Origin of the sequence: Streptomyces sp. CB02009 (genome assembly GCF_001905825.1) — a bacterium.
GTDB lineage: Bacteria > Actinomycetota > Actinomycetes > Streptomycetales > Streptomycetaceae > Streptomyces.
The window spans coordinates 1,116,909-1,139,245 of sequence record NZ_LIVV01000002.1 but is presented as its reverse complement, the minus strand read 5'-3'; the positions used below and the strand labels follow the sequence as shown (position 1 = coordinate 1,139,245).

Here is a 22,337-nt window from a genome sequence, read left to right as displayed (position 1 = left end):
CGACCTCGGTGGCCGAGGTGTGGTCCGGGACCATGGCCCGGTGGTGGGGGCGCGTCGCACGATGTGGCGCCGCATCCCTTCCCCTCGCCCCCGGAGGCCTCCATGCGCCTGTTCCCAGGCGTTCCGCTGCTCGCCGCGCTCCTGACCGCCGTCACCGTCCTGGCCCCCGCGGGGCCCGCCGGGGCGGAGGAGCGGGCAGCGGCGGGCACCGCCGCCCACTGCGCGCGCCAGGACCGGATCCACGTTCCCGGCGCCGAGCACCAGGAGTCCGCCTGCCTGGCGGACCTCACGACCGCCGGGCTCGCGGGGACGGCGTACACCGACACCGCGGACCAGGCCGGGCTCGCCGCCCTCGGGACCCGCAACCCGTCGGGGGTGCCCGGCGTCCAGATCGACGGCTACTTCCCCGACGACTCACGGCTCAACGCCACCCACGGCTGGGCGCACGACGCGCAGTTCGTCATCAGGCTGCCCGACCGCTGGAACGGCGGCCTCGTCGTCACCGGCGCTCCCGGCACCCGGCGCCAGTACTCCACGGACGCGCTCATCTCCGACCAGGTCCTCGCCCGGGGCTTCGCCTACGCGGCCACCGACAAGGGGAACACGGGACCGGACTTCTTCACCGACGGGCGCGGTCCCGGCGACGCGGTCGCCGAGTGGAACCGCCGGGTGACCGAGCTGACGCGGGCCGCGAAGAAGGCCGTTCGGCAGCGTTACGGCAGCGCGCCGGAGCGCACGTACATGACGGGCATCTCCAACGGCGGCTACCTGACGCGCTGGCAGCTGGAGAACCGTCCCGAGCTGTACGACGGCGGTGTCGACTGGGAGGGCGTGCTGTGGACCTCGCGCGGGCCGAACCTCCTGACGAGCCTGCCGGTGACGGTGGCCCGTTCGCTCGGGCAGGCTTCCGACGAGGATCTGGTCGCGGCCGGCTTCGCGCCCGGGTCGCGCTTCCTGTGGCCGTACCACGAGAAGGCGTACTGGGGCCTGACGCAGAAGATCTTCCGGGCCGAGTTCGACCCCTCGTACGACCCCGCCTGCCCCGGTTCGACCGCCGGCGGGACCGTGGAGCAGATCTTCGCTCCCTGCGCCTCGGACGCCTCGTACGACTACGCGTCCCGGCCGGCCTCCGTGCACCGCGCGGTGGCGAAGGTCGCGCTCACCGGTCGTATCGGGAAGCCGCTCATCACCCTCCACGGCGACCTCGACACGCTGCTGCCCCTCGCCACCGACTCCGCCGTGTACACCCGGATGATCGACGCGCGGGGCCGAGGCGGGATGCACCGGTTCTACACGGTGCAGGACGGGACGCACACCGACGGCCTGTACGACACGTATCCGGACCGCCTGCGTCCGATCCTGCCCTGCTACCGCTCGGCGTTCGACGCGCTGACGCGCTGGGTCGAGGAGGGTACGGCTCCGCCGGCGGACCGGACCGTCACCCGGCCCGCGCACGGTGACGTGGTCAACTCCTGCGCCCTGGAGGGCTGAGCTCCGGGGGCCCGTTCCACCCCGGTCGTGCGCGGGCTCCGGTCGCTCAGACCTTCTCGAGCGGGCGGTGCGGGCCCTCCGGCAGCTCGGTGCGGATCGGGTCGCCGGGGCGCACCTCGCCGCCGGTCAGGACGATGCCCATGATCCCGGCCTTGCGCACGATCTCCCCGTTCTCGTCCCGGCCGAGCACCTGCTTGAGCAGCCCGTGCCGGAAGGTGTCGATCTGGGCGCACGGATTGCGGAGTCCGGTGACCTCGACGACCGCCTCCGCGCCGAGGTGCAGCCGGGTGCCGGTGGGCAGGCCGAGGAGGTCGATCCCCCGGGTGGTGACGTTCTCGCCGAGGTCACCGGGCGAGACCTCGAAACCGGCTCCGGCGACGTCGTCGAAGAGCTCCGCGTGGATGAGGTGCACCTGGCGCAGGTTCGGCTGGGTCGGGTCCTGGGCGACGCGCGACCGGTGCTTGACCGTCACGCCCGCGTGGACGTCGCCCTCCACGCCGAGCCCGGCGAGGAGCGTGATGCCCTCGCGGTTGGGCTTGGTGAAGGTGTACGTGCCGTTGCTGCTGACCGTGGTGACCGTACCGGTGCTGCTGACCGTGTCATGGCTCATGTCGAGGAGCTCCCCTTCTCCGCTTTCCGACGGCCGGAGCACCGACCGCCGGACCGATGATCACCTCACAGGTGACCGTCGGCGACCCTACTCGGCCCACTCGGACCTCAGCGGCGCGCCCACGTCGTGCAGGTGGCCGAGGGCCTGGCGGTACGACTCCACGAAACCGGTCTCCGTGTACGGGACGCCCAGGGCGGCGCAGTGGGCCCGGACGGCCGGCTGGGCCAGACGCAGGTTCGGGCGCGGCATGCTCGGGAAGAGGTGGTGCTCGACCTGGTAGTTGAGACCGCCGAGGAACCAGTCGGTCAGGGCGCCGCCCCGGATGTTGCGCGAGGTGAGCACCTGGCGCCGCAGGTGACCCCAGCTGTCGCCGTCCGCGTGCTCGTCGGGCCGCTCCATGCCCTTGTGGTTGGGGGCGAAGGCCATGCCCAGGTGCACGCCGAGCAGCATCTGGTGGACGAGGGCGAAGACGAGCGCCTGGACCGGGGTGAGCAGGGTGAGCAGCAGGGCGGTGTAGCCGGCGAAGTGGGTGAGGAGCAGCGCGCCCTCGACGAGCCGCTCCCGGCGGGAGGGGCAGGGCCCGTCCTTGGCGAGCAGCGACCGGACCCCGTACACCTTGAGCGCGATGCCCTCCAGGGTCGTCAGCGGGAAGAACAGCCACGCCTGGTGACGGGTGAGGAAACCGCGCAGCCCCGTGCGGCCGGCCGTCTGGTGCTCGGCGAAGACGAGGATGTCGGCCGCGACGTCCGGGTCCTTGTCGAGGTGGTTGGGGTGGGCGTGGTGTCGGTTGTGCTTGTCGTTCCACCACTCGCGGCTCATGCCGAGGAGGAGGTTGGCGTGCACCAGCTGGAGGATCCGGCCGGCCTTGCGGTTCGCCGTGATCTGGGCGTGGCCCGCGTCATGGCCGACGAACGCGGCCCTGGCCGAGAGCAGCGCCAGGGGTACGGCGAGGAGGAGCGCCCACCAGGACGGACCGGTCAGCGCGAGCCCGGCCACGACGGCGGCGATGCCGAGGAGGTTGACGGCGATGCCGCGGGCGTACCAGCCGGGGCGGTGTTCGAGGAGGCCCTGCGACCTGACCGTCCGCAGGAGCGGGGTGAACTCGCTGCTGCCCCTGGAGCGGGCGGGCGCCGCGGCGGGTGCGGCGGCTGCCGGGGGCAGGACGGTGGCCTGGGACATGGCGGGCTCCGGATTCTGTCGACATCGAATCGATAGGGGTGACGGTCGTTGGGCGCCTACCGAGAAGCTACGGATCCGTGATCGTCCGGGGCCATGGCGTCACCACCCGTCCCCGGTCGGGGGTGCACCGGGGGCACGGGGTGGGGCGATCCCCACCCCGTGAGGACTGTGTCGTGGATCACGCGAGGCGGGAGCCTCGTCGAGCGGGTGCGGTGAGGTACCCTCGGCCGCTCGGACTTCAGGTAGTCAAATTTGAGGAATGCGTTGTCGCTGTCGCACGGACCCGATGATTCCGCCCGCGAACCCGTTCAGATGCCCGCTCCGGCATCCGCCCGGGAGCCCTCCCGGGGCACATCCCCCGAGCTCACCCGCCACTCCGCCGTCTTCCTCCCCGCCGATCCGCCTCGCGCGGGCCGGATCGCCTTCTGGTCCGCGGACGGCGAGATGCTGCCGAACACGGACGCCGAGGCCGCCGGCGCCGGTGGCACTGACACACCGGTCGTCGGGTCCACGGCCGTCGGCTTCTCGCTCAGCGACACCAGTGTCAGCGACATCACGGTCGTCGACGGAGAGAGCCTCCGGCCGGTGACCGTCCCCGCGCGTGTCCTCTCCGTACGGGACGCCCTGCCGCTGCTCACCCGGGCCCGCTTCGCCGACTCCGCGTCGCCCGCGAGCGCCTTCTGGGGTGCCGCTTCCCTCCTCGCCCTCGACCTGGTCGCACGCGGCCTGCTGCTGCCCGGCCTCACCCCCGGTGACATCGACGCCTGGCGGGCGGGTCCGCTCGGGCCCGGTGAGCTCGCCGCACTGCGGACGCTCGCCGCCTCGATGCCTCCCGAGGCCCACGCCGCACCGCTGTCCTCGGACGCACCACTGTCCTCGGACGACCCGATGCTCCTGCCCGAACCCGAGGCGCTGCTGCGCGCGTTCGCCGACGCCGTCGCGGACACCTTCCCCCGCACTCCGGCCGCCGCGCTCGCCGCCGGTGGCCCCGCCTTCGCCGCCGAGGCACCGCAGCCGGTTCCCGGGCAGCGGGCGTGGGCAGCCGACGTGGCGGCGGTGCACGACGCGGGCGTCCGCCTGTCGCTCCGGCTCGAACTGCCGGGCTTCACCGCCGAGTCGGAGAAGGCTCCCGACTTCCGGGCGGTCCTGCAGCTGCACGGTGTCGCCGACCCGACCCTCGTGGCGGACGCGGCGGAGGTGTGGGCGGGGTCCAGCCGGACGGCGGCCGCGTTCGGCCCCCGGGCCCGTATGGACGCCCTGCTCTCCCTCCGACGCGCCGCACGCGCCTGGAGCCCGCTCACCCCGCTCCTCACGGCGGCGGTGCCCGACACCGTCGAACTCGCCGACGAGGAGGTCGCGGAGCTGCTCGGGACGGCGGGCCGGGCCCTCGCGGACACCGGCGTCCAGGTGCACTGGCCGCGCGAACTCGCGGACCGGCTGACGGCGCGTGCGGTGATCGGACCGGTGGGCGGGGAGCTGTCGGACGGCCGGAGCACCGCCGCCGACGGGTCCGGGCTCGGAGACGGCACCGGGCACGGGGACGGCACCGGCACCGGCACCGGCTTCGGTTCCGATGACGGCTCCGGTGATGTGAGAGCGGATACGGCAGAGGCAGCAGGCGCAGTGGAGGCACGTACCTCCTCGACCCTTCCCTCCTTCCTCTCCGCCGACGCCCTGCTCGGCTTCAACTGGCGCTTCGCCGTCGGCGATCAGGAGCTGACGCGCGCCGAGCTCGACCGGCTGGCCGAGGCCGGCCGGCCACTGGTCCGCCTGCGTGACCGCTGGGTGCTGGTCGACCCGGCCGAGGTGCGTCGTGCCCGGTCGCAGCAGGACCGTACGGTGACTCCGGTGGACGCCCTCTCGGCCGTCCTCACCGGAACCACCGAGGTCGACGGCCGGCCCGTCGAGGTGGCGGCGACCGGCTGGCTGGAGCGGCTGCGGGAGCGGATCGCCGACCCCGAGGGCGGCAGGCCGCAGGTGCCCCAACCCCCCGGGCTCGCCGCGACCCTGCGCGACTACCAGCTGCGCGGGCTCGACTGGCTGCACCGGATGACCTCGCTCGGCCTCGGTGGATGTCTCGCCGACGACATGGGGCTCGGCAAGACCATCACGGTCATCGCACTGCACCTGCACCGCCAGTCGGATCCGGAATCCGCCGGGCCCACCCTCGTCGTCTGCCCGACCTCCCTCATGGGCAACTGGCAGCGCGAGGTCGAGAGGTTCGCGCCGGCCACGCCGGTGCGCCGCTTCCACGGCGCGACCCGTGACCTGGAGGACCTCGCCGACGGCGGGTTCGTCCTCACCACGTACGGCACCATGCGGCTCGACGCGGCGCGACTCGCCGAGCGGAGCTGGGGACTCGTCGTCGCGGACGAGGCGCAGCACGTCAAGAACCCGTACTCGGCGACGGCCAGGCAGCTGCGGACCATCGGGGCACGCGCGCGCGTGGCGCTGTCCGGCACTCCGGTGGAGAACAACCTCTCCGAGCTGTGGGCGATCCTCGACTGGACCACGCCGGGGCTGCTCGGCACCCTGGGCTCCTTCAGGACCCGGTTCGCGGCCGCCGTGGAGGGCGGCCGGGACCCGGCCGCGGCCGCGCGGCTCGCCGCACTTGTCCGCCCGTTCCTGCTGCGCCGCCGCAAGTCGGACCCCGGCATCGCGCCCGAGCTGCCGCCGAAGACGGAGACCGACCGGGCCGTCTCCCTGACGCCGGAGCAGGGCGGTCTCTACGAGGCGGTGGTACGCGAGACGCTGACGGCGATCGCCGAGGCCGACGGCATGGCGCGGCGCGGACTGGTCGTCAAACTGCTGACCGGGCTCAAGCAGATCTGCAACCACCCCGCCCAGTACCTCAAGGAGGACCGGCCGAGGATCGAGGGCCGCTCGGGCAAGCTGGAGCTGCTCGACGAGCTCCTCGACACGATCCTCGCCGAGGGCGCGTGCACCCTGGTCTTCACCCAGTACGTGGGGATGGCCAGGCTCCTGGAGGCCCACCTCGCGGCGCGCGGCGTGCGGACGCAGTTCCTGCACGGCGGGACGCCGGTCGCCGAGCGTGAGGCGATGGTCGCCCGTTTCCAGAGCGGCGAGGTCCCGGTCTTCCTGCTGTCCCTCAAGGCCGCCGGCACCGGGCTGAACCTCACGCGCGCCGAGCACGTCGTGCACTACGACCGCTGGTGGAACCCGGCCGTGGAGGCCCAGGCGACCGACCGCGCGTACCGGATCGGGCAGGACCGCCCGGTGCAGGTGCACCGGCTGATCGCCGAGGGCACGATCGAGGACCGGATCGCGACCATGCTCGACCGCAAGCGGGAGCTGGCGGACACCGTCCTCGGGACCGGCGGCGACACCCCGTCGGAGCTGACCGAACTGACCGATGCCGAGCTGGCGGAGCTCGTACGACTGCGGGGTGACGCACGATGAGCGGGTACGGACACGAGGGCGACGAGCGGACCTTCGCGGCGCTGCCGCCCGCGCGGGGCGCGGCCTTCGCCAGGACCTGGTGGGGCCTCTCCTGGCTGAAGGCACTGGAGGACACGGCTCTCGACGGCCAGCAGCTCAAGGCCGGGCGGCGGCACGCGCGCGCGGGAGCGGTGGGCGCCGTGTCGGTGCGGCCCGGCCGCATCACGGCGGTGGTGAAGGACCGGGACGGCACGGCGTACCGCAGCGACGTCCTGGTGCGGGAGTTCTCGGCGGAGGAGTGGGAGCGGCTCCTGGACCTCGCCGTCGACAGCGCGGGGCACATCGCCGCGCTCCTCGACCGTGAGATGCCGCCGCACCTGGTCGAGGACGCGGCGGCGGCAGGACTCGAACTCCTGCCGGGAATCGGGGATCTCGAACCCGAGTGCGGCTGCGAGGCGTGGGACCACTGTCCGCACACGTCCGCGCTCTGCTACCAGGTGGCCCGGCTGCTCGACGAGGACCCCTTCGTCCTGCTCCTCATGCGGGGCCGCGGCGAGCGGACCCTCCTGGACCAGTTGCAGGCACGCAGCGCATCGCGTGCCGCGCACGGCGGGCGGGAAGCGGACGGCGCACCGGGCGCGGACACGGCGGAGGGCACCGGAGGGATGCCGGGTGTGTCGGCCGAGGAGGCATACGCGGCGGGGTTCCTCGTGCCGCCGCTCCCCGCGCCTCCGGTCGCCGGTGATGCGCCGGGCCGGTCGCCGTCCCTGGACACGGAGACGGAACCGGAGCCCGGGGTCGACCCGGCCGCTCTGGAGTTCCTCGCCTCGGACGCGGCGGTCCGCGCGCACCGGATGCTGGTGGAGGCACTCGCCGACGGGGCGTCAGCGGGTGGGACACCCTGCGGAGCGTCGGGCCACGGCGGGCCGACGACGCGGTCAACGGCTTCTCCGGTTGCGGCGGCTGCGGCTCCGGCTGCGCTGACGGTCGCTCAGGATGCCGTGCGGCTCGCCGCGGGCTCCCCCGTGCCCTGGATCACGGCACGGCTCACCTCCGGCTCGGGCCGGACACGGGCGGAGATGGACCTCGCCACGCGCGCGTGGCGCTTCGGTGGCGCCGCCGCCCTCGCCGTACTGGAGGAGGAGTGGACGCCGGACGCCGAGGCGCTCGTGTGGGCGGGAAACCGGCTCACGGAGGCGTGGGAGGACGACGAGCGCCCGGCGCTGCGGCGGTCCGGTGGTGCGCGGTGGACGGTGGTGGGTGCGGAGGCGCAACTGCGCCTCGGCGAGGACGGCCGCTGGTGGCCGTACCTGAAGGCGGGTGCCCGCTGGTCCCCCGCCGGACCGGCGGACCGGGATCCGGCGACGGCTCTGGCGACGGCCCTCGCCGCCGGTCCTACTGGAGCCGACGGCTGAGGGCGCCCTCACCGCTGGTGTTGGCGGCCAGGCTGCAGGCGATCGCGTCCGAGCCGAGGAGGTAGCTCGTCCGGTACGGGTACTGGACGAAGGTGGTCCAGCGCGTACCGAGCGGCTGACGTGCCGCCTTGCGGCGCAGTGGTTCACGGCAGAGCAGCGTGGCCGCCTCGCGGATCGCCGTGTCCGTGGCATGGAGACCGGTGAGGCGGAGCCGGGCGACGAGTTCGGCGTGGTGCGGCGTGTCGCAGGCCCGCCGGAGTGCGGTGCCCGGCGCGCCGCGGTCGATGTCGAAGCAGTCACCGACCCTCAGCGCCTCGAAGGAGACGGGACGGGGCGCACCGGCGCCACCGGTCGCGGGGCGGGTCGGCCGGGATGTGGCGGTCGTGCCGCCGGTCCGGGAGGGCGTCGCGGACGCGGTGCCCCCGGGGCCGGCGGTCCGGTGCGGGGAGGCGGTACGGCTCGGCGTGGCGTCCGAGGTCAGGGCCGCCGACGGCGTGTCGGCGCTGCGGACGGCGGTCGTCCCGGCGTCGCCCGTGGGTGTGCCGGTCGGTCCTCCGCCGCCCGGCGGGGTGGCCTCGGGGCGGCCCTCGTCGGAGACGACGGGTGAGGGCGCGCCGGCCTGGTCGCCGCCGGCCCGTTCGCCCGTGGACAGGGTCTGTTCGGTCCCGCCCCGGGAGGCGACGAACGCGGTCGCCACGAGCCCGGCGACGAGCAGCGGGACGAGCGGCACGCCGAACCGTCGGGCGCCTCGGGCGGCCGGTCCGGGCCGGGGCGCGCCGAGCCGGACGAGGCGGGGCGACCAGCCGGAGTCGGTGCCGGTTTCGGCGCCGGTTTCGGTACCGGTGCCCGTGCTGCTGCCAACGCGTGCACCGACACCGGCACCGGTTTCGGGATCGGGTGGTGCGGGTGCGGCAGAACGGGGAACCGGGTGCGTACCGGCGACATCATCCGCCCCGGGTTCATCACGCGTATCCGATGAATCTGACAATCTCGATATCCCGGGCAAGTCATCACGATCGGCGCGTTCGGCGCAACCGCCGCGATCGGTCGTGTCGAGCGAGTCGGGCTCACCGAGCGGATGGGAATCGCCCGGTCGGCGGTCCGGTGACGGCGGGGTGGAGGGGGACGGGTGGGGCACAAGGTCAAGGTTCGCCCGTCGGCGGCTCCGCGGCCACCTTTTTACGGGTGCGGGGAGCGGCCTGTACAGAAACGTGACCATCGTCGGCCCCGATCCCGCCCGCCGCTCCTTCCGCCGCCCCGTCACGAACCGCTCCTACAGGCCGAGCTGGCGCTCAGCGCCCTCGACGGTCTGGGCGAGGAGCACGGCGATGGTCATGGGGCCCACGCCACCCGGCACGGGCGTGATGAGGGAGGCGCGCTCGGCGGCCGAGGCGAAGTCGACGTCGCCGACGTTGCCCGGGTTGTAGCCGGCGTCGATGACGACGGCGCCGGGCTTGATGTCCGCGCCCTTGATGAAGTTCGGCTTGCCGACGGCGGCCACGAGGACGTCGGCCTCGCGGACGACCGAGGAGAGGTCCTCGGTGCGGGAGTGGCAGTAGGTGACGGTGGCATCGCGGCCGAGGAGGAGGAGTCCGGCCGGCTTGCCGAGGATCGCGCTGCGGCCGACGACGACGGCGCGCTTGCCTCGGAGTTCCACGTCGTAGGCGTCGAGGAGGCGGATGATGCCGCCCGGGGTGCAGGAGACGAAGCCGGGCAGGCCGAAGCCCATGGCGGCGAAGGAGGCCATGGTGACACCGTCGACGTCCTTCTCCGGGGCGATGGCCTCGAAGGCGGCGCGCTCGTCGATGTGGGGGCCGACGGGGTGCTGGAGGAGGATGCCGTGGACCTCGGGGTCCTCGGACAGGGCCGTGATCGCGGCGACGAGCTCCTCGGTCGTCGTGGTGGCGGGCAGCTCGACGTGCTTGGAGCGGATTCCGGCCTTCGCGCAGCGGTTCTGCTTCATCTTCACGTACGTGACCGAGGCCGGGTCCGCACCGACCAGGACGGTCGCGAGGCACGGTGTGACGCCGGTGCGGCGGGTGATCTCGGCGGCGCGGGCGGCGGTCTCCTCGACCGTACGGCGGGCGAGGGCCGTTCCGTCCATGAGGGTGGCGGTGCTGGTGGACATGGCAACTCCTGGGCGTCGTCTCTGACAGGTGATTCGCCCAGGCGCACGGCATCGGTACGGGCGCGCCGGTCGAGCACGCCCCCGCCGGACCGCTCCCCGGTGGTGATCCACCTCAAGCGCCAGTCACGGCCCGAGCCCCACTGTACGTGAGCGGTCGGGGGCCGGTCCCGGACAGGGTGGGCGGGAGGGGGCGCCCAGGTGCTTGTCGACGGCGTTCCCGCGCATCACGATGAGCCCGACGGGCCGGGACGACCTCGACGAGGAGGCCGAGTTGAGCGACGCGTGGGTGGCCGGACGGGCGAAGCGGGTGGACGGGACGGCCCGCGGCGGCGGGGAGGCGGGAGCGACGGTCGGGGGCAGGGAAACGGGACCGGCGACCGGCGGCGGCGAAACAGGAACGACGATCGGCGGCCGCGGGACGATCCGACCGCTGGTCGCCGCTTCGTGGCGGCGTTCCGCACGCGCGCGCGTGAGTCCGGACGGAGCGGCCCGGGTGGAGCTGGACGAGGACGAGCTCGCCGACTTCCGGGACGGCCATCCGCTGGCGGCGGCGATGCCGGTGATCCGGGAGCTGATGGGGGCGTACGCGACGGACGGGGAGCACCTCCTCGCGGTGTGCGACGCAGCCGGCCGGATGCTGTGGGTCGAGGGCCACCCGGCCACGCTGCGCAAGGCACGCGGGATGAACTTCGTGGCCGGGGCCCGCTGGTCGGAGGCGGCGGCGGGAACGAACGCGCCCGGCACGGCCCTCGCGGTCGACCGGCCGGTCCAGGTGGTCGCCGCCGAGCACTTCCGCCACCCGGTGCGGGCCTGGACCTGCGCCGCCGCGCCCGTGCACGACCCGCGCAGCGGGCGGGTGCTCGGCGCGGTCGACATCACGGGCGGACGCCGGCTCGCGCATCCGCACAGTCTCGGCTTCGTCCAGGCGGTGGCGCGGGCAGCGGAGTCGCAGCTGGCGCTGCTCGGGCCGGCCCCGGAGGCGGACAGGGCGAGCCTCGCGGCGCTCGGCCGCGACGAGGCGTCGCTGTCGCTCGGCGGCCGGCGGGTCCGGCTGAGCCGCCGGCACAGCGAGATCCTGGTCCTGCTCGCGCACCGCCCGGAAGGGGTCAGCGGCGACGAGCTCCTCACGCTCCTGTACGAGGACGAGTCCGTCACGCCGGTGACACTGCGGGCGGAACTGTCGCGGCTCCGGGCGCTGCTGGGTCCGGACGTGCTGCGTTCCCGCCCGTACCGGCTGGCGGGCGGGGTGGACGCGGACTTCGCGGCGGTGGACCGGCGGCTCGCGTCGGGGGCCGTCGCGGCGGCGGCCGGGGAGTACGGGGGCCCGCTGCTTCCGGCCTCGCTCGCCCCCGGGGTCGTACGGCTGCGGGAGCGGCTCGCGGGCCGGCTGCGGGCGGCGCTGGTCGACCGGGGCGACCCCGGGCTGCTCGCGGACTGGGCGTACAGCAGCTGGGGCGAGGACGACCTGGAGGTCTGGCGGGCGTTGTGCGCGGCCGTTCCGGCGGCTCGGCTCCCGCCCGTACGCGCGCGTCTCGACTCCCTGGAGGCGGAACTGTCCGCCGGTGCAACGGTCTTGCAACGTTCGGGGCCGCACACTCGCCGGTGAGCGCCGGCCAGGGACGGCCGGCGCGTCCCAGGGAGGCCATGCCATGACCCGATACGCCGCACCCGGTACCGAGGGCGCGCTCATGTCGTACGAGGCCCGCTACGACCACTGGATCGGAGGCGCGTACCTCGCTCCCGCGCTCGGCGGCTACTTCGAGAACCCCAGCCCGATCGACGGCCGCCCCTTCACGGAGGTCGCGCGCGGCACCGCCGAGGACGTGGAGCGCGCCCTCGACGCGGCGCACGCGGCGGCCCCGGCGTGGGGACGGACGGCGCCGGCCGAGCGGGCCTCCGTGCTCCTGCGGATCGCGGACCGGATGGAGAGCGGCCTTGAGGCGCTCGCCGTGGCGGAGAGCTGGGACAACGGCAAGCCGGTCCGGGAGACGCTGGCCGCCGACATCCCGCTCGCCATCGACCACTTCCGCTACTTCGCGGGGGTGCTGCGGGCCCAGGAGGGCGCGCTGAGCGAGATCGACGACGACACCGTCGCGTACCACTTCCACGAGCCCCTGGGAGTGGTCGCGCAGATCATCCCGTGGAACTTCCCGATCCTGATGGCGGTGTGGAAGCTGGCGCCGGCGCTCGCCGCGGGCAACGCGGTGGTCCTCAAGCCGGCCGAACAGACCCCCGCCTCGATCCACTTCTGGCTCAGTCTGGTCGCGGACCTGCTGCCGCCGGGCGTCCTCAACGTCGTCAACGGCTTCGGCGAGGAGGCCGGGAAGCCGCTCGCGTCCTCGCCGCGCGTCGCCAAGATCGCCTTCACCGGCGAGACCTCGACCGGCCGGTTGATCATGGGGTACGCCTCCGAGAACCTGAAGCCGGTGACCCTGGAACTCGGCGGCAAGTCGCCGAACATCTTCTTCGACGACGTGTGGGCGGCGGACGACGACTTCCGCGACAAGGCGCTCGAGGGCTTCACGATGTTCGCGCTCAACCAGGGCGAGGTCTGCACCTGCCCCTCGCGCGCGCTCGTCCAGCGCGGCCACTACGGCGAGTTCCTGGAAGCGGCGATCGCCCGCACGGAGAAGATCGTCCCGGGCCACCCGCTGGACACCGACACCATGATCGGCGCGCAGGCCTCGGCGGAGCAGCTGCGGAAGATCGTCTCCTACCTGGAGATCGGCCAGCAGGAAGGCGCGAAGATCCTGACGGGCGGCCAGATCGTCGAGCACGGGGGCGATCTGGCGGGCGGCTACTACGTCCAGCCGACGATCTTCGAGGGCGACAACCGCATGCGGGTCTTCCAGGAGGAGATCTTCGGTCCGGTGGTGGCGGTGACGTCGTTCACGGGCTTCGACGACGCGATCGACACGGCGAACGACACCCTGTACGGCCTGGGCGCCGGCGTCTGGACCCGCGACACGAACACGGCCTACCGTGCGGGCCGCGCCATCCAGGCGGGCCGCGTCTGGACGAACTGCTACCACGCGTACCCGGCCCATGCCGCGTTCGGAGGCTACAAGCAGTCGGGCATCGGCCGCGAGACCCACCGGATGATGCTGGACCACTACCAGCAGACGAAGAACCTGCTGGTGAGCTACTCACCGAAGAAGCTGGGCTTCTTCTAGGGACACGAAAGGAGGCGCCTGAGCTGGGCATTCGCCTGTCAGGCGCCTCTCTCTCGCACCGCAGAAACATGCCTCGACAGCGGCCGTATCCGAGTGACCTGTCCGATGCCCGGTAGGAGTTGATGCAGCCCATTCTGTCGGCCTGGCGGGCCGAGCGGAGGGCGAAGGGTCTGGGCATAGGCCGGCCGCCCGAGCACGACCTGCGGCGGATCATGGAAGCGGTCCTCTACGTCGACCGCACCGGCATCCCCTGGCGATATCTGCCGCACGACTTCCCGCCATGGGAAACGGTCTACGGCTACTTCACTGCCTGGCAGAAGGACGGAGTCTTCGACCAACTCAACGGGCCCCTCCGCCGTCTGGTCGGGGAGGCGGAGGGGCGCGACGGCAAGCCGAGTGCGTGCGTGCTGGACGCGCAGAGCATCAAGACTTCCGCGAACGTCCACGCGGCCGGCCAGGGCATCGACGCGGGCAAGAAGATCGCGGGCCGCAAGCGCCGTATCGGCGTCGACACCCTCGGTCTTCTCCTGGCCGTGCTGGTCACCGCCGCGAGCGTCTCCGACAACGCCGGCGGCATCCAGGTGCTCTCACAGATCTCGAAGGCCCACCCGCGAGTGACCAAGGCCTGGGCCGACAGCGGCTATCGAATCAAAGCCATCGAGCACGGAGCCCGCCTGGGCATCCACGTCGAAGTCGTCCATCGCGACCCGGCCACGAAGGGCTTCAAGGTGATTCCGCGGCGCTGGGTCGTCGAGCGGACCTTCGGCTGGCTCATGCACCACCGGCGCCTCAGCCGCGACTACGAGACCCACCCACACCGATCCGAAGCGATGATCAAGCTGGCAATGGTCGACCTCATAAGTCGCCGCCTCACAAGGGAGTCCACCCCGAACGGGCGTGATGCCTGGACACCGACCGCGTCAATGGAACGGGTGGGACCGCTGGCTCGGACCGGGAGGGTCGAAGCTCACCCCGTTCTCGTCGAGTGCGTTGAAGACGGTCACGCGACCCGAATCGCAGACGAAGCTGATGTCGACGTTGCCCTGAGCGATATCCCTGCCTGTCCATTCGAGCAGTTCGGCCCCCGTGAGGGGCGTCCCCAGCAGAGCGTGCAGTCCGGGGAAAGGTTCGGGGCGCCACTGCAGGTCGAAGCCAGGCCACCGGACTGGACGGGTGGGGTCGATCATGTTCCACGTGAGGGAGAGATCGCCGAGCTTTCGATGGTTGATCTCGACCTGCTCGCCATCGAAGTCGAACAGCACCGGGCAGTCGCAGAACCACTCGTCATCCCTGAGGTCCCAGACCATCCAGACTCTCGTGAGCGTCCGACCAGCAAGACCGCGCAGGCGATTTCCATGCTCCTGCACGACGTCACTACGGCCGTCCAACCATGCTGGCTGGTAGCCCGCGATGCCGAAATCGAGCATGACGTCATCCTGTCAGAAGTGCCCCTCCTCGGGTCAGAGCCGTCCCGAACGGCGACCAACCCGTCAACTTCTCAAACACCCCTGCCGGGACAGAACGCCCTTATAGGACCACGACCCATGTGAAAATCCGCCCATGGATCAGGGGGACGCGGCCGTCTGGGCCGCAGCAATCACGGGTGGCGTTGGTGTCGTCGCTGCCGTTGTGCTTTCGCCGCAGGTAAGGCTCAGGCCAACGGCAAAGTACGCGGCGTGAAGTTGCAGCTACCGGGCCAGCGTGAGGACGCGCTCTGGCAGTCAGAGGCTGACGCATACGCCGAGCTGGTAGTCCAGTTCAACAAGACTCGGATGCAGGTGGGCAACGTGTCGGCACTGTTCAGTGCGACCCGTAGTCAGGCTGCGAGCATGGCTCCATACGGGTTCGGAACACGCGAGGAGGCGCTCAGGGAGCTGATGGACCTCGCCAAGACCTGTGCGTAATCGCGCCCGGTCCTTCGACCGTACGCCCGACCATGGATCAGATGCGAACGTATCCACCCGGGCTGGCCGAGGAACACGGTCTCGGACGACGTACCGTCGTTCCTCCGGACGGATCTGCCGAGCTTGTGCGTGCCGTGAGTGATCCGGCCGTTGCCCGTCCGCCGGCGCAGCTCACCTGAGCCCTCGTAGCCGGCCCCGGTTCACCCGGTCGCCGGCCCGGCCGCGCACTGGCCAGGATATGGAACGTGGAGCCCTCCGCGATCCCCCACGATGGGCCGCCCACGCACGCCATGGAGATCTTCCGGCTCACGGAGCAGCACGAGGTGCGGATGCTGTGGATCAGTGCCACCGACCCGGCCGTCTCCCTGCCCGAACTGGCCCGGATCCGCTCGATCCTCGACCAGGAAGAGCTGTTCCTGGTGGTTCAGGACCTGTTCCTGACCGAGACGGCCCAGTTCGCCGACGTGGTCTTGCCGGCGGCGACCTGGGGCGAGAAGACCGGCACGTTCACCAACGCCGACCGCACCGTCCATCTCTGCGAGAAGGCCGTCGACCCGCCCGGCGACGCCCGCCCGGATCTCGACATCTTCCTCGACTACGCCGCCCGCATGGGCTTCCAGGACAAGCGCGGCGCACCCCTGGTGCACTGGAACGGCCCCGAGCAAGCCTTCGAGGCATGGAAGCACTGCAGTGCCGGCCGCCCCTGCGACGGCACCGGCCTCAGCTACGCACAGCTCCGCGGCCCCAGCGGAATCCAGTGGCCCGTCACCGAAGACGCCCCCGACGGCACCGACCGGCTCTACCCGGACGGCGTCACCTGGGCACACCCGGACCGGTGCGTGACCTACGGCAAGGACCTCGTCTCCGGCGAACCGCTGGGCGAGGAGTGGTACCGGTCGGTGAACCCGCGCGGCAAGGCACTGATCCGGTCCGCCCCCTACATTCCGCCGAAGGAGTGGCCCGACGACGAGCACCCCTCCCCGCTGACCAACGGCCGCACCCTCTACCACTTCCACACCCGCACCAAGACGGGCCGGGTCCCCGAGCTGGAGGTCGCGGCCCCGGGCGTATGGGTGGAGATCGCCGCCGCCGAGGGCGACCTCGTCGACGTCACCACAGAACGCGGCACACTGCACGCTCACAGCGCGGCTGGAGCAACTACGGACCCGCTACTCCGTCGACCTCGCCCTGCGGAACCCCTCCTCCCCCTCACGCACCGTCCGTCTGGTCTTCGGCTCGAACGTCACCGGGCCCACGGACGTTCCGGGCAACACGTGGAACGGAGCGGTGGCCGTGTCGGTAGACGGCGCAGCACCACAGATCCAGACCGTCTACGTGCGGCCCACAGCGCCCAGGAACACGATCGGCACCTACACTCTGGCCCCCGGGTCACGCGCTCGGTCGGACTCGATTTCACCGTCCCCGGCCTGATCACCGCAGGCTCCCAGCTCCTGCTGGAGAGCATCGCCGGCTGACAGCCTCCCGCACCCGCACAGATCCGGACGCCCCCGCGCTGTGCTCGGTGGGCGTCCGGGTGCCGGCCACGGCGGGCCTGGGTGGTGCGGCTAGGCGAACGTCGTTCCCCAGGTGGTCGGGCCGACCAGGCCGTCCACGGTGAGGCCCTTGCGGGATTGGAAGGTGCGGCAGGCCGCATCGGAACCCGGGCCGTACTGGCCGTCCACGGTGAGGGCGAAGCCGTGGGCGGTGTTCATGCGTTGCTGCCAGGTCGCCACACTCGCGTGCACGGTGGCCGGGGACTGGCGGAAGGTGACCCCGGGATACGGCAGGGGGCCGCCGCCGGGGTTGACCTCGCCGCTGACGACCCGGGTGTAGAGGGCGGCCGGGCATTCCGTCGCGTGGTGGTCCCGATGGCCGGTGATGGCCTGGGCGGCTCCACCGGACGAGCGCAGACGGTTGATGCCGTACCGGATGGCGTCGATCAGCTGGCTCGTGATGACGTCGTAGCTGCCGCTGGTGCCGCCGGTCAGCGCGCAGACCGCGTACCAGTCGTCGTTGCCCTGCGTCGTGCCCTGTGCCGCCGTGCGCACGTACTCGCCGCGCCCCTGGAAGAGGTAGCCGTGGACGCAGGCGAGGTGGCTGTAGGCGATGTCCGACCAGCCGTTCGAATCCATGTGGTAGTTCTGGATGCCCCGCACCTGAGCGGCGCAGTCGGCGTGGTCGGCCCTGGCCACTTTGACGGCGTCGACGTGGTGGACGACCACACCGCCCTCCGCGGGGGTGATGTTGCCGCTGGTGCTCTGGGGCGCTCGGGCGCCCCACTGGGCGCGGGTCACGAAGGTGGCCATCAGCGGTGCCCCCCACGGGCCGTGGCGCATGCGACGGCGGCGTTGAGCGGTTCGGCGTGCGCGGTGCGGGCGGCCTCGGGGCCGTAGACGGCGCCGGGGTCTCGGGGGTTGGTCACGGGGGCCTGCCCGCGTTCCGTCGGCGGAAGGGGGCTGGAGGCCTGCGCGGCGCCCGCCTGGACGACGGGCAGCACGAGTGCGCTGCCGACGGCCGCGCGCAGTGCGACGCGACGGGAGAGGTCCTGGGTCAACTTGGCTCCAGATGAGATGAGTTGGCGAAGCAGCTCGGGTGGTCAGGTGATGCGTGCCCCCTTCCGTACGGTCGGGGCTTCCAGAGTGCGCAGCCACGCCTCTCCGGCGGTCGCGACATGCGGACGCGGGAGATCACGTCGCCCGCATGCGCCTCCGGAGCCGGCGTCGCCTGCTGCCGAGCGGTGTGTTCGGCGGAGGGCGTGAGGTCCGGCTCCTGAGGCCGGCCACCCGTCCTGGGGCCGGCGCGCGTGCGGGGGGGCGGGTCAGCAGCCGCCGCAGTTGTAGAAGGTCACGTCCCAGTGGTTGCCCTCGTCGGCGTAGACGTTGCCCGCGCCGGACTTCCACTGCGGGGCGCCGTCACCGCGGACGCCGATGTACGTGAACGTGTTCTTCACGTAGTTGGTGAGGCAGGTGGCCTTGCCGAAGTCGAGCTTGTAGCCGTTCCAGTGGGAGTACGTGCCGCTCGCGTGGCCGGTCTCGGTGCCGCCGGTGATGTTGAGGGCGCAGCCGCTGGCGCTCCTCAGGGTCTGGGCTCCCTGGGCGGTGGCCAGGTTGAGCTGGTCGAAGGACGTGCACGTGGCGACGTTGCGGTTGGAGCAGCCGCCGGACGAGGACCAGGTGATCCCGGAGGACCGGAACATCGAGGTCGCGGTGGCGTGGCTGATCTTCGTGACGGCGTGGGCCTCGCCCGCGGCGGTGAGGACGCCGACACCCGGCGCGAAGAGCGCGCCGAGGACGAGGGCCAGCGCTGTCAGGACGGACCGGATTCTCATGCTGATTCTCCTGTCTGACGGGTGGGGGTGAAGCGGTCCACCGGTACGGATCACACGTGTGGAGCCCGGACCGGTGGCCGCCGGGGTTCGCTGCACTCGTCCCCCGTGGACGCGACGCGGTACCCGTGTGCCGATCCGGGTCCGATCGCACGCCTGTCGGCTCCGTCGGCCTCGGCAGATGCCCTCCCCCGGGGGGGGGAAGGCGGACTGCCTCGGCCGTAGTCCGTGCCGGCTCGACCGGCAGGCGTACGGTAGGAAGCGGGGCGGGCGCCTGGACATGGACGGAATGTCGATCCGCTCACGGGCGGCTTCGACTGTTCAGCCCTGTTGGGGGACGGCGTTCCGGTGTCTCCGCTGATGGGGCGCGGCGGTGCCGACCGCTCGTGCCGTCAGCGCGAGCCAGAGGTCGATCCGGTCCTCAGCGCGGTCCTGCTGTCTTCCCGTCAGTCTGGTCACTTTCTCGATGCGGTTCTGGACCGTGTGCCGGTGCAGGCCGAGCCGGGTGGAGGTCTCCGCCCAGGAGCCGTTCGTCTCAAGCCAGACGCGCAGCGTCTCGGTGAGTTCGCCGACGGGGTCGGCCGCGTCGAGGGGGGCCAGTACCGTGTCGGCGAAGGCTGCCAGCGTCGCGGGACTCCCCAGGCTGAGCAGGAGCCTGACGGACCCCGCCTCCGAGGCGCTGACGGGGCGTCCCAGCTCCGCGCTGGAGGAGAGCAGCGCGATCGCCTGCCGGAGCGAGAGGGCGGCGTGCTGGGGTGCGACGGCGGGACCGATCCCCGCCGGGCGGCCCGGCGCGAACCGGCCGAGCACGGCTGACGTGTCGAGTTCCTCGGAGACGACCATCTCGACGGTGTCGCCCGTCACGCGGGCGAGTCCACCCGGTACCGCCAGGGCGAGGTCTGCCGCGAGTTCGACCGGTTCGCCGGCGGCCCGCACCGCCACCGCCCGGACGGTCGCCGAGGGGACGCCCGCCGTGCGCAGCAGGGCCCGTCCCTGGTCCGCCGTGATGTCCGTGTGGAACAGCCTGGCGAGCAGGGCCGCCCGGCGACGGCGCTGCGGCTCGTCGGCCAGGTGGCGGCGTTCCAGTTCGACGGAGAGCAGCGAGACGAGGACGCTGATCAGCAACCGGGCCTCCGGCGAGTCCGCGTCCAGGAGAACGAGGAAGCCTCGCAGACGCGTGGTGCCGAGCGGCTGCACCACGAGCTTGCCGCACGGCAGGTCCGCGCGGCCGCTTCCCCGGAGACCGTGCAGCGAGACGGTGTCGATGACGGGTGCGGCGTCGGTCAGCAGTTTCTGCCCGTCGGTTCCGGCGGAGCCGAGGAGCCGCCCCGAGGGATCGCATACGGCCACGCCCGAGTTCACCGCCTGGAACCAGGACGAGAGCAGCCCCGTCAGCCCGTCGTGGGAGGCCGCCGCCGACGACAGGCGACGTTGTGTGCGCAGGGTTCGCTCCAGCAGGCGCCGTTCCTCGGCCCCTCGCGCCCCGAACACCGCCTTGGTGATGGAGGCGAAGGAGACGCTCGCGGGCGCAGTGAGCAGGGGCATTCCGAGGTGCTCGGCGTGCCGGCTCAGGGCGTCCGGCACCGACTGCAGGGGCAGTCCGGGGCCCACGCCCACGATGAGGGCGGCGGCCTTGCCGGAGGTGAGCTCTTCGACGTACGCCGAGCAGTCGGACTCGTCCGCCGACAGCAACAGGCCGCTGGTCATGACCACTTCTGCGCCTTCGAGCCAGGAGGCGGGGCGGGTGTTCTCGGTCGCGTGCGCAGCCTCGACCACTCTGCCGAGGCCCGTACCGCCCGCCACCAGGCGCAGACGCAGGGAGGGAATGGCCAGCAGATCGCGAACGGTGAGAGGCATGGGACGCATGGTCCAGGAAGGTCCTCCGCCTGTCGACCGTATGTCCAGGCCCAGGTGGTGAACGTTCCGCGCCCTCGCCACAAGCGACGCAGGAGGGGCGCGCGGCTCGTCGGTCGCTCCCCGCGCGGGGAGCGACCGACGACGACCGGGCCTGTCAGAAGGCGGGGCGGGACATCCTGCCCTGCCGCTGGACCCGGTCCACGGCGGACACCGCGTACCAGCACGCGGCCGGTGCCGCGGAATCGCGGTAGACGGCGTTCTTCCCGCCGGGCACCACGGCGACGAGGGTGCCGTTTCCACGGGAGGATCGGCGCCCGGGCCTGCCGGGGAAGCGGTGGACCGCGTACTGGAACGGGGTGTCGCCGCGGCCGTGGGTCCGTGCGGTGATGTGCAGCGTGGCGGCGCCGGTGACGGCCTCCCGCCGGACCTGGACGGTGGGCGGGGGCGGGAGGGGGCCCTTGTCCAGGCGGGCCGGGAGCGGGCCGAGGACGGGCTGTCCCCAGTGGGCGAGCCGCATGGCCGCGAAGTCGCCGACGCGATCCTCGCGGACGTCCTTGGCGCTGAAGAAGAGGTCGCCGCCGATCTCGGGGAGTGTGGCGTTGAGCGTCAGGTGGCGCGTGAGCTCCTTGCCGTCCTGCCAGGGAGCCGGTTGTCCCGCCGCGCCCGACTTGTAGACGGCCTGTCCGATCCACAGTTCCGTGTCGGTGTCGCGGACCACCTCGGCCCACCAGGGTGCGAGGACGGCGTAGTCGGCCACGGGCAGGCCGATGTGCCAGTACACCTGCGGTGCGATGTAGTCGAGCCACCCCCGCTCCACCCAGCCTCGGGTGTCGGCGTGCAGGCCGTCGTACGACTGGAAGGCGGCGGTGGCGGAGCCGCGGGCGTCCGTGGTCGCGTTGCGCCACACTCCGAAGGGGCTGATGCCGAAGAGCGCGTCCGGACGCACGGCGCGTACGGCGTCCCGCATCTCACGGACCATGAGGTCGACGTTGTGGCGGCGCCAGGCGGCCTTGTCGGCGTAGTCGGCGCCGTATGTACGGAACGTCTCGTCGTCGGGGAAGGCGGCACCCGCCACCGGGTACGGGTAGAAGTAGTCGTCGAAGTGGACGCCGTCGATGTCGTAGCGCCTGACGGCGTCCAGCATGGCCTCCTGGCAGAAGCGGCGCGCGGCCGGCACACCGGGGTCGTAGTAGAGCTTGCCGCCGTAGGAGACGGTCCACTCCGGGTGGGTGCGGGCCGGGTGCTCGGGAACCAGTGCGGAGGGGTCGGGCTGCATCGAGACGCGGTACGGGTTGAACCAGGCGTGGAACGCGAGGCCGCGGGTGTGGGCCGTCTCGACCATGAAGGCAAGCGGGTCGTAACCGGGGTCCTGACCCTGCGTTCCGGTGAGCCACTGCGACCATGGCTCGAAGGGCGAGGGCCAGAAGGCGTCGGCCGTCGGGCGGATCTGGACGAACAGGGCGTTGAATCCCCAGGCGAGGGCGTCGTCCGCCAGCCGTGTGAACTCCGCACGCTGGGCGGCGGCGTCCAGGCCGGTGCGCGTGGGCCAGTCGATGTTGACCACGGACGCGATCCACAGGCCCCGCATCTGTCGTTCGACGGGTACGACGGGCGCGAGGGAATCGGTGGGGGGAGCCGCGGCGTGGGCCGTCATGGACGGAAGGGCGGTGGTGCAGCCGGCCGCCGCGATGGCGGCGAGCACCGTGCGGCGGGCGAGGGCGGGCAGGGGCGTGGAACCGGCGGTGCGTTTCGGTGACATGCGGGCCTCCGCGGGCGAGGTGGCGACAGGGGTGGCGGACGAACACCGCCCTGTTCGGAATCGTGGTGCGGCCAGGACGGGCGCGTGCTGTCCCTCC

The 22,337-nt window shown here is 72.5% G+C and carries 14 protein-coding genes, 3 pseudogenes and 1 riboswitch; of the genes and pseudogenes, 8 read left to right on the top strand and 9 right to left on the bottom strand.

Going from position 1 to position 22,337, the window contains the following annotated elements:
- The first annotated feature begins 102 nt into the window (after positions 1-102).
- Positions 103-1,491 (top strand): tannase/feruloyl esterase family alpha/beta hydrolase, encoded by a 1,389-nt coding sequence (locus tag AMK27_RS12115; RefSeq protein ID WP_073905436.1) that lies wholly within the window; start codon positions 103-105, stop codon positions 1,489-1,491.
- A 46-nt stretch (positions 1,492-1,537) separates the two neighbouring features.
- Here the strand turns inward: AMK27_RS12115 and AMK27_RS12110 are convergent, their stop codons facing one another.
- Entirely contained in the window at positions 1,538-2,101 is a 564-nt protein-coding gene (locus AMK27_RS12110) for an MOSC domain-containing protein (RefSeq protein ID WP_073905434.1), read from the bottom strand.
- 87 nt (positions 2,102-2,188) lie between these two features.
- Entirely contained in the window at positions 2,189-3,280 is a 1,092-nt protein-coding gene (locus tag AMK27_RS12105; protein WP_073905431.1) for a fatty acid desaturase family protein, read from the bottom strand.
- Between the two features lie 312 nt (positions 3,281-3,592).
- On the opposite strand from AMK27_RS12105, the gene AMK27_RS12100 reads away from it, so the two are divergent.
- Both AMK27_RS12100 and AMK27_RS12095 read left to right on the top strand, forming a co-directional pair.
- Positions 3,593-6,700: a DEAD/DEAH box helicase gene (locus AMK27_RS12100; RefSeq protein WP_073905428.1), complete on the top strand. Its 3,108-nt coding sequence runs from the start codon at positions 3,593-3,595 to the stop codon at positions 6,698-6,700.
- On the top strand, positions 6,697-8,094 hold the full coding sequence (locus tag AMK27_RS12095) for an SWIM zinc finger family protein (protein WP_073905426.1): 1,398 nt from the start codon (positions 6,697-6,699) through the stop codon (positions 8,092-8,094). Before AMK27_RS12100 ends, AMK27_RS12095 begins: the two co-directional genes overlap by 4 nt.
- On the opposite strand, the gene AMK27_RS12090 is transcribed toward AMK27_RS12095, so the two are convergent.
- Both AMK27_RS12090 and AMK27_RS12085 read right to left on the bottom strand, forming a co-directional pair.
- On the bottom strand, positions 8,075-8,824 hold the full coding sequence (locus AMK27_RS12090; protein WP_073905423.1) for a hypothetical protein: 750 nt from the start codon (positions 8,822-8,824) through the stop codon (positions 8,075-8,077). The genes AMK27_RS12095 and AMK27_RS12090 overlap by 20 nt on opposite strands.
- Positions 8,825-9,367: 543 nt before the next feature.
- Positions 9,368-10,222, bottom strand: coding sequence for a bifunctional 5,10-methylenetetrahydrofolate dehydrogenase/5,10-methenyltetrahydrofolate cyclohydrolase (locus AMK27_RS12085; RefSeq protein ID WP_073905420.1), 855 nt, complete (start codon positions 10,220-10,222; stop codon positions 9,368-9,370).
- A 28-nt stretch (positions 10,223-10,250) separates the two neighbouring features.
- Positions 10,251-10,359, bottom strand: a riboswitch (ZMP/ZTP riboswitch).
- A 92-nt stretch (positions 10,360-10,451) separates the two neighbouring features.
- Here AMK27_RS12085 and AMK27_RS12080 point away from each other — a divergent pair.
- The 5 genes and pseudogenes from AMK27_RS12080 to AMK27_RS12055 all read left to right on the top strand — a co-directional run.
- Positions 10,452-11,828 carry a GAF domain-containing protein gene (locus AMK27_RS12080; protein ID WP_073906082.1) on the top strand — a complete coding sequence of 459 codons (1,377 nt, stop codon included), beginning with the start codon at positions 10,452-10,454 and terminating at the stop codon, positions 11,826-11,828.
- A 43-nt stretch (positions 11,829-11,871) separates the two neighbouring features.
- On the top strand, positions 11,872-13,395 hold the full coding sequence (gene exaC, locus AMK27_RS12075) for an acetaldehyde dehydrogenase ExaC (RefSeq protein ID WP_073905417.1): 1,524 nt from the start codon (positions 11,872-11,874) through the stop codon (positions 13,393-13,395).
- Positions 13,396-13,517: 122 nt separating this feature from the next.
- Positions 13,518-14,303: pseudogene (locus tag AMK27_RS12070) on the top strand (IS5 family transposase); the annotation flags it as partial.
- A 768-nt stretch (positions 14,304-15,071) separates the two neighbouring features.
- On the top strand, positions 15,072-15,299 hold the full coding sequence (locus AMK27_RS12060; RefSeq protein ID WP_073905415.1) for a hypothetical protein: 228 nt from the start codon (positions 15,072-15,074) through the stop codon (positions 15,297-15,299).
- Between the two features lie 227 nt (positions 15,300-15,526).
- Positions 15,527-16,432 (top strand): annotated as a pseudogene (locus tag AMK27_RS12055) (molybdopterin oxidoreductase family protein); the annotation flags it as partial.
- 432 nt (positions 16,433-16,864) lie between these two features.
- Here the strand turns inward: AMK27_RS12055 and AMK27_RS12050 are convergent.
- From AMK27_RS12050 to AMK27_RS12030, 5 genes and pseudogenes are all read right to left on the bottom strand, one after another.
- Complete coding sequence (locus AMK27_RS12050; RefSeq protein ID WP_073905412.1) at positions 16,865-17,605, bottom strand: peptidoglycan recognition protein family protein; 741 nt, start codon at positions 17,603-17,605, stop codon at positions 16,865-16,867.
- Entirely contained in the window at positions 17,605-17,853 is a 249-nt protein-coding gene (locus AMK27_RS12045; RefSeq protein WP_073905409.1) for a hypothetical protein, read from the bottom strand. The genes AMK27_RS12050 and AMK27_RS12045 overlap by 1 nt, the downstream gene beginning before the upstream one ends.
- 264 nt (positions 17,854-18,117) lie before the next feature.
- On the bottom strand, positions 18,118-18,627 hold the full coding sequence (locus tag AMK27_RS12040; RefSeq protein WP_073905406.1) for a hypothetical protein: 510 nt from the start codon (positions 18,625-18,627) through the stop codon (positions 18,118-18,120).
- A gap of 318 nt (positions 18,628-18,945) precedes the next feature.
- Complete coding sequence (locus tag AMK27_RS12035; RefSeq protein WP_073905403.1) at positions 18,946-20,481, bottom strand: PucR family transcriptional regulator; 1,536 nt, start codon at positions 20,479-20,481, stop codon at positions 18,946-18,948.
- 499 nt (positions 20,482-20,980) lie between these two features.
- Positions 20,981-22,135 (bottom strand): annotated as a pseudogene (locus AMK27_RS12030) (glycoside hydrolase family 10 protein); the annotation flags it as partial.
- Positions 22,136-22,337 lie beyond the last annotated feature (202 nt).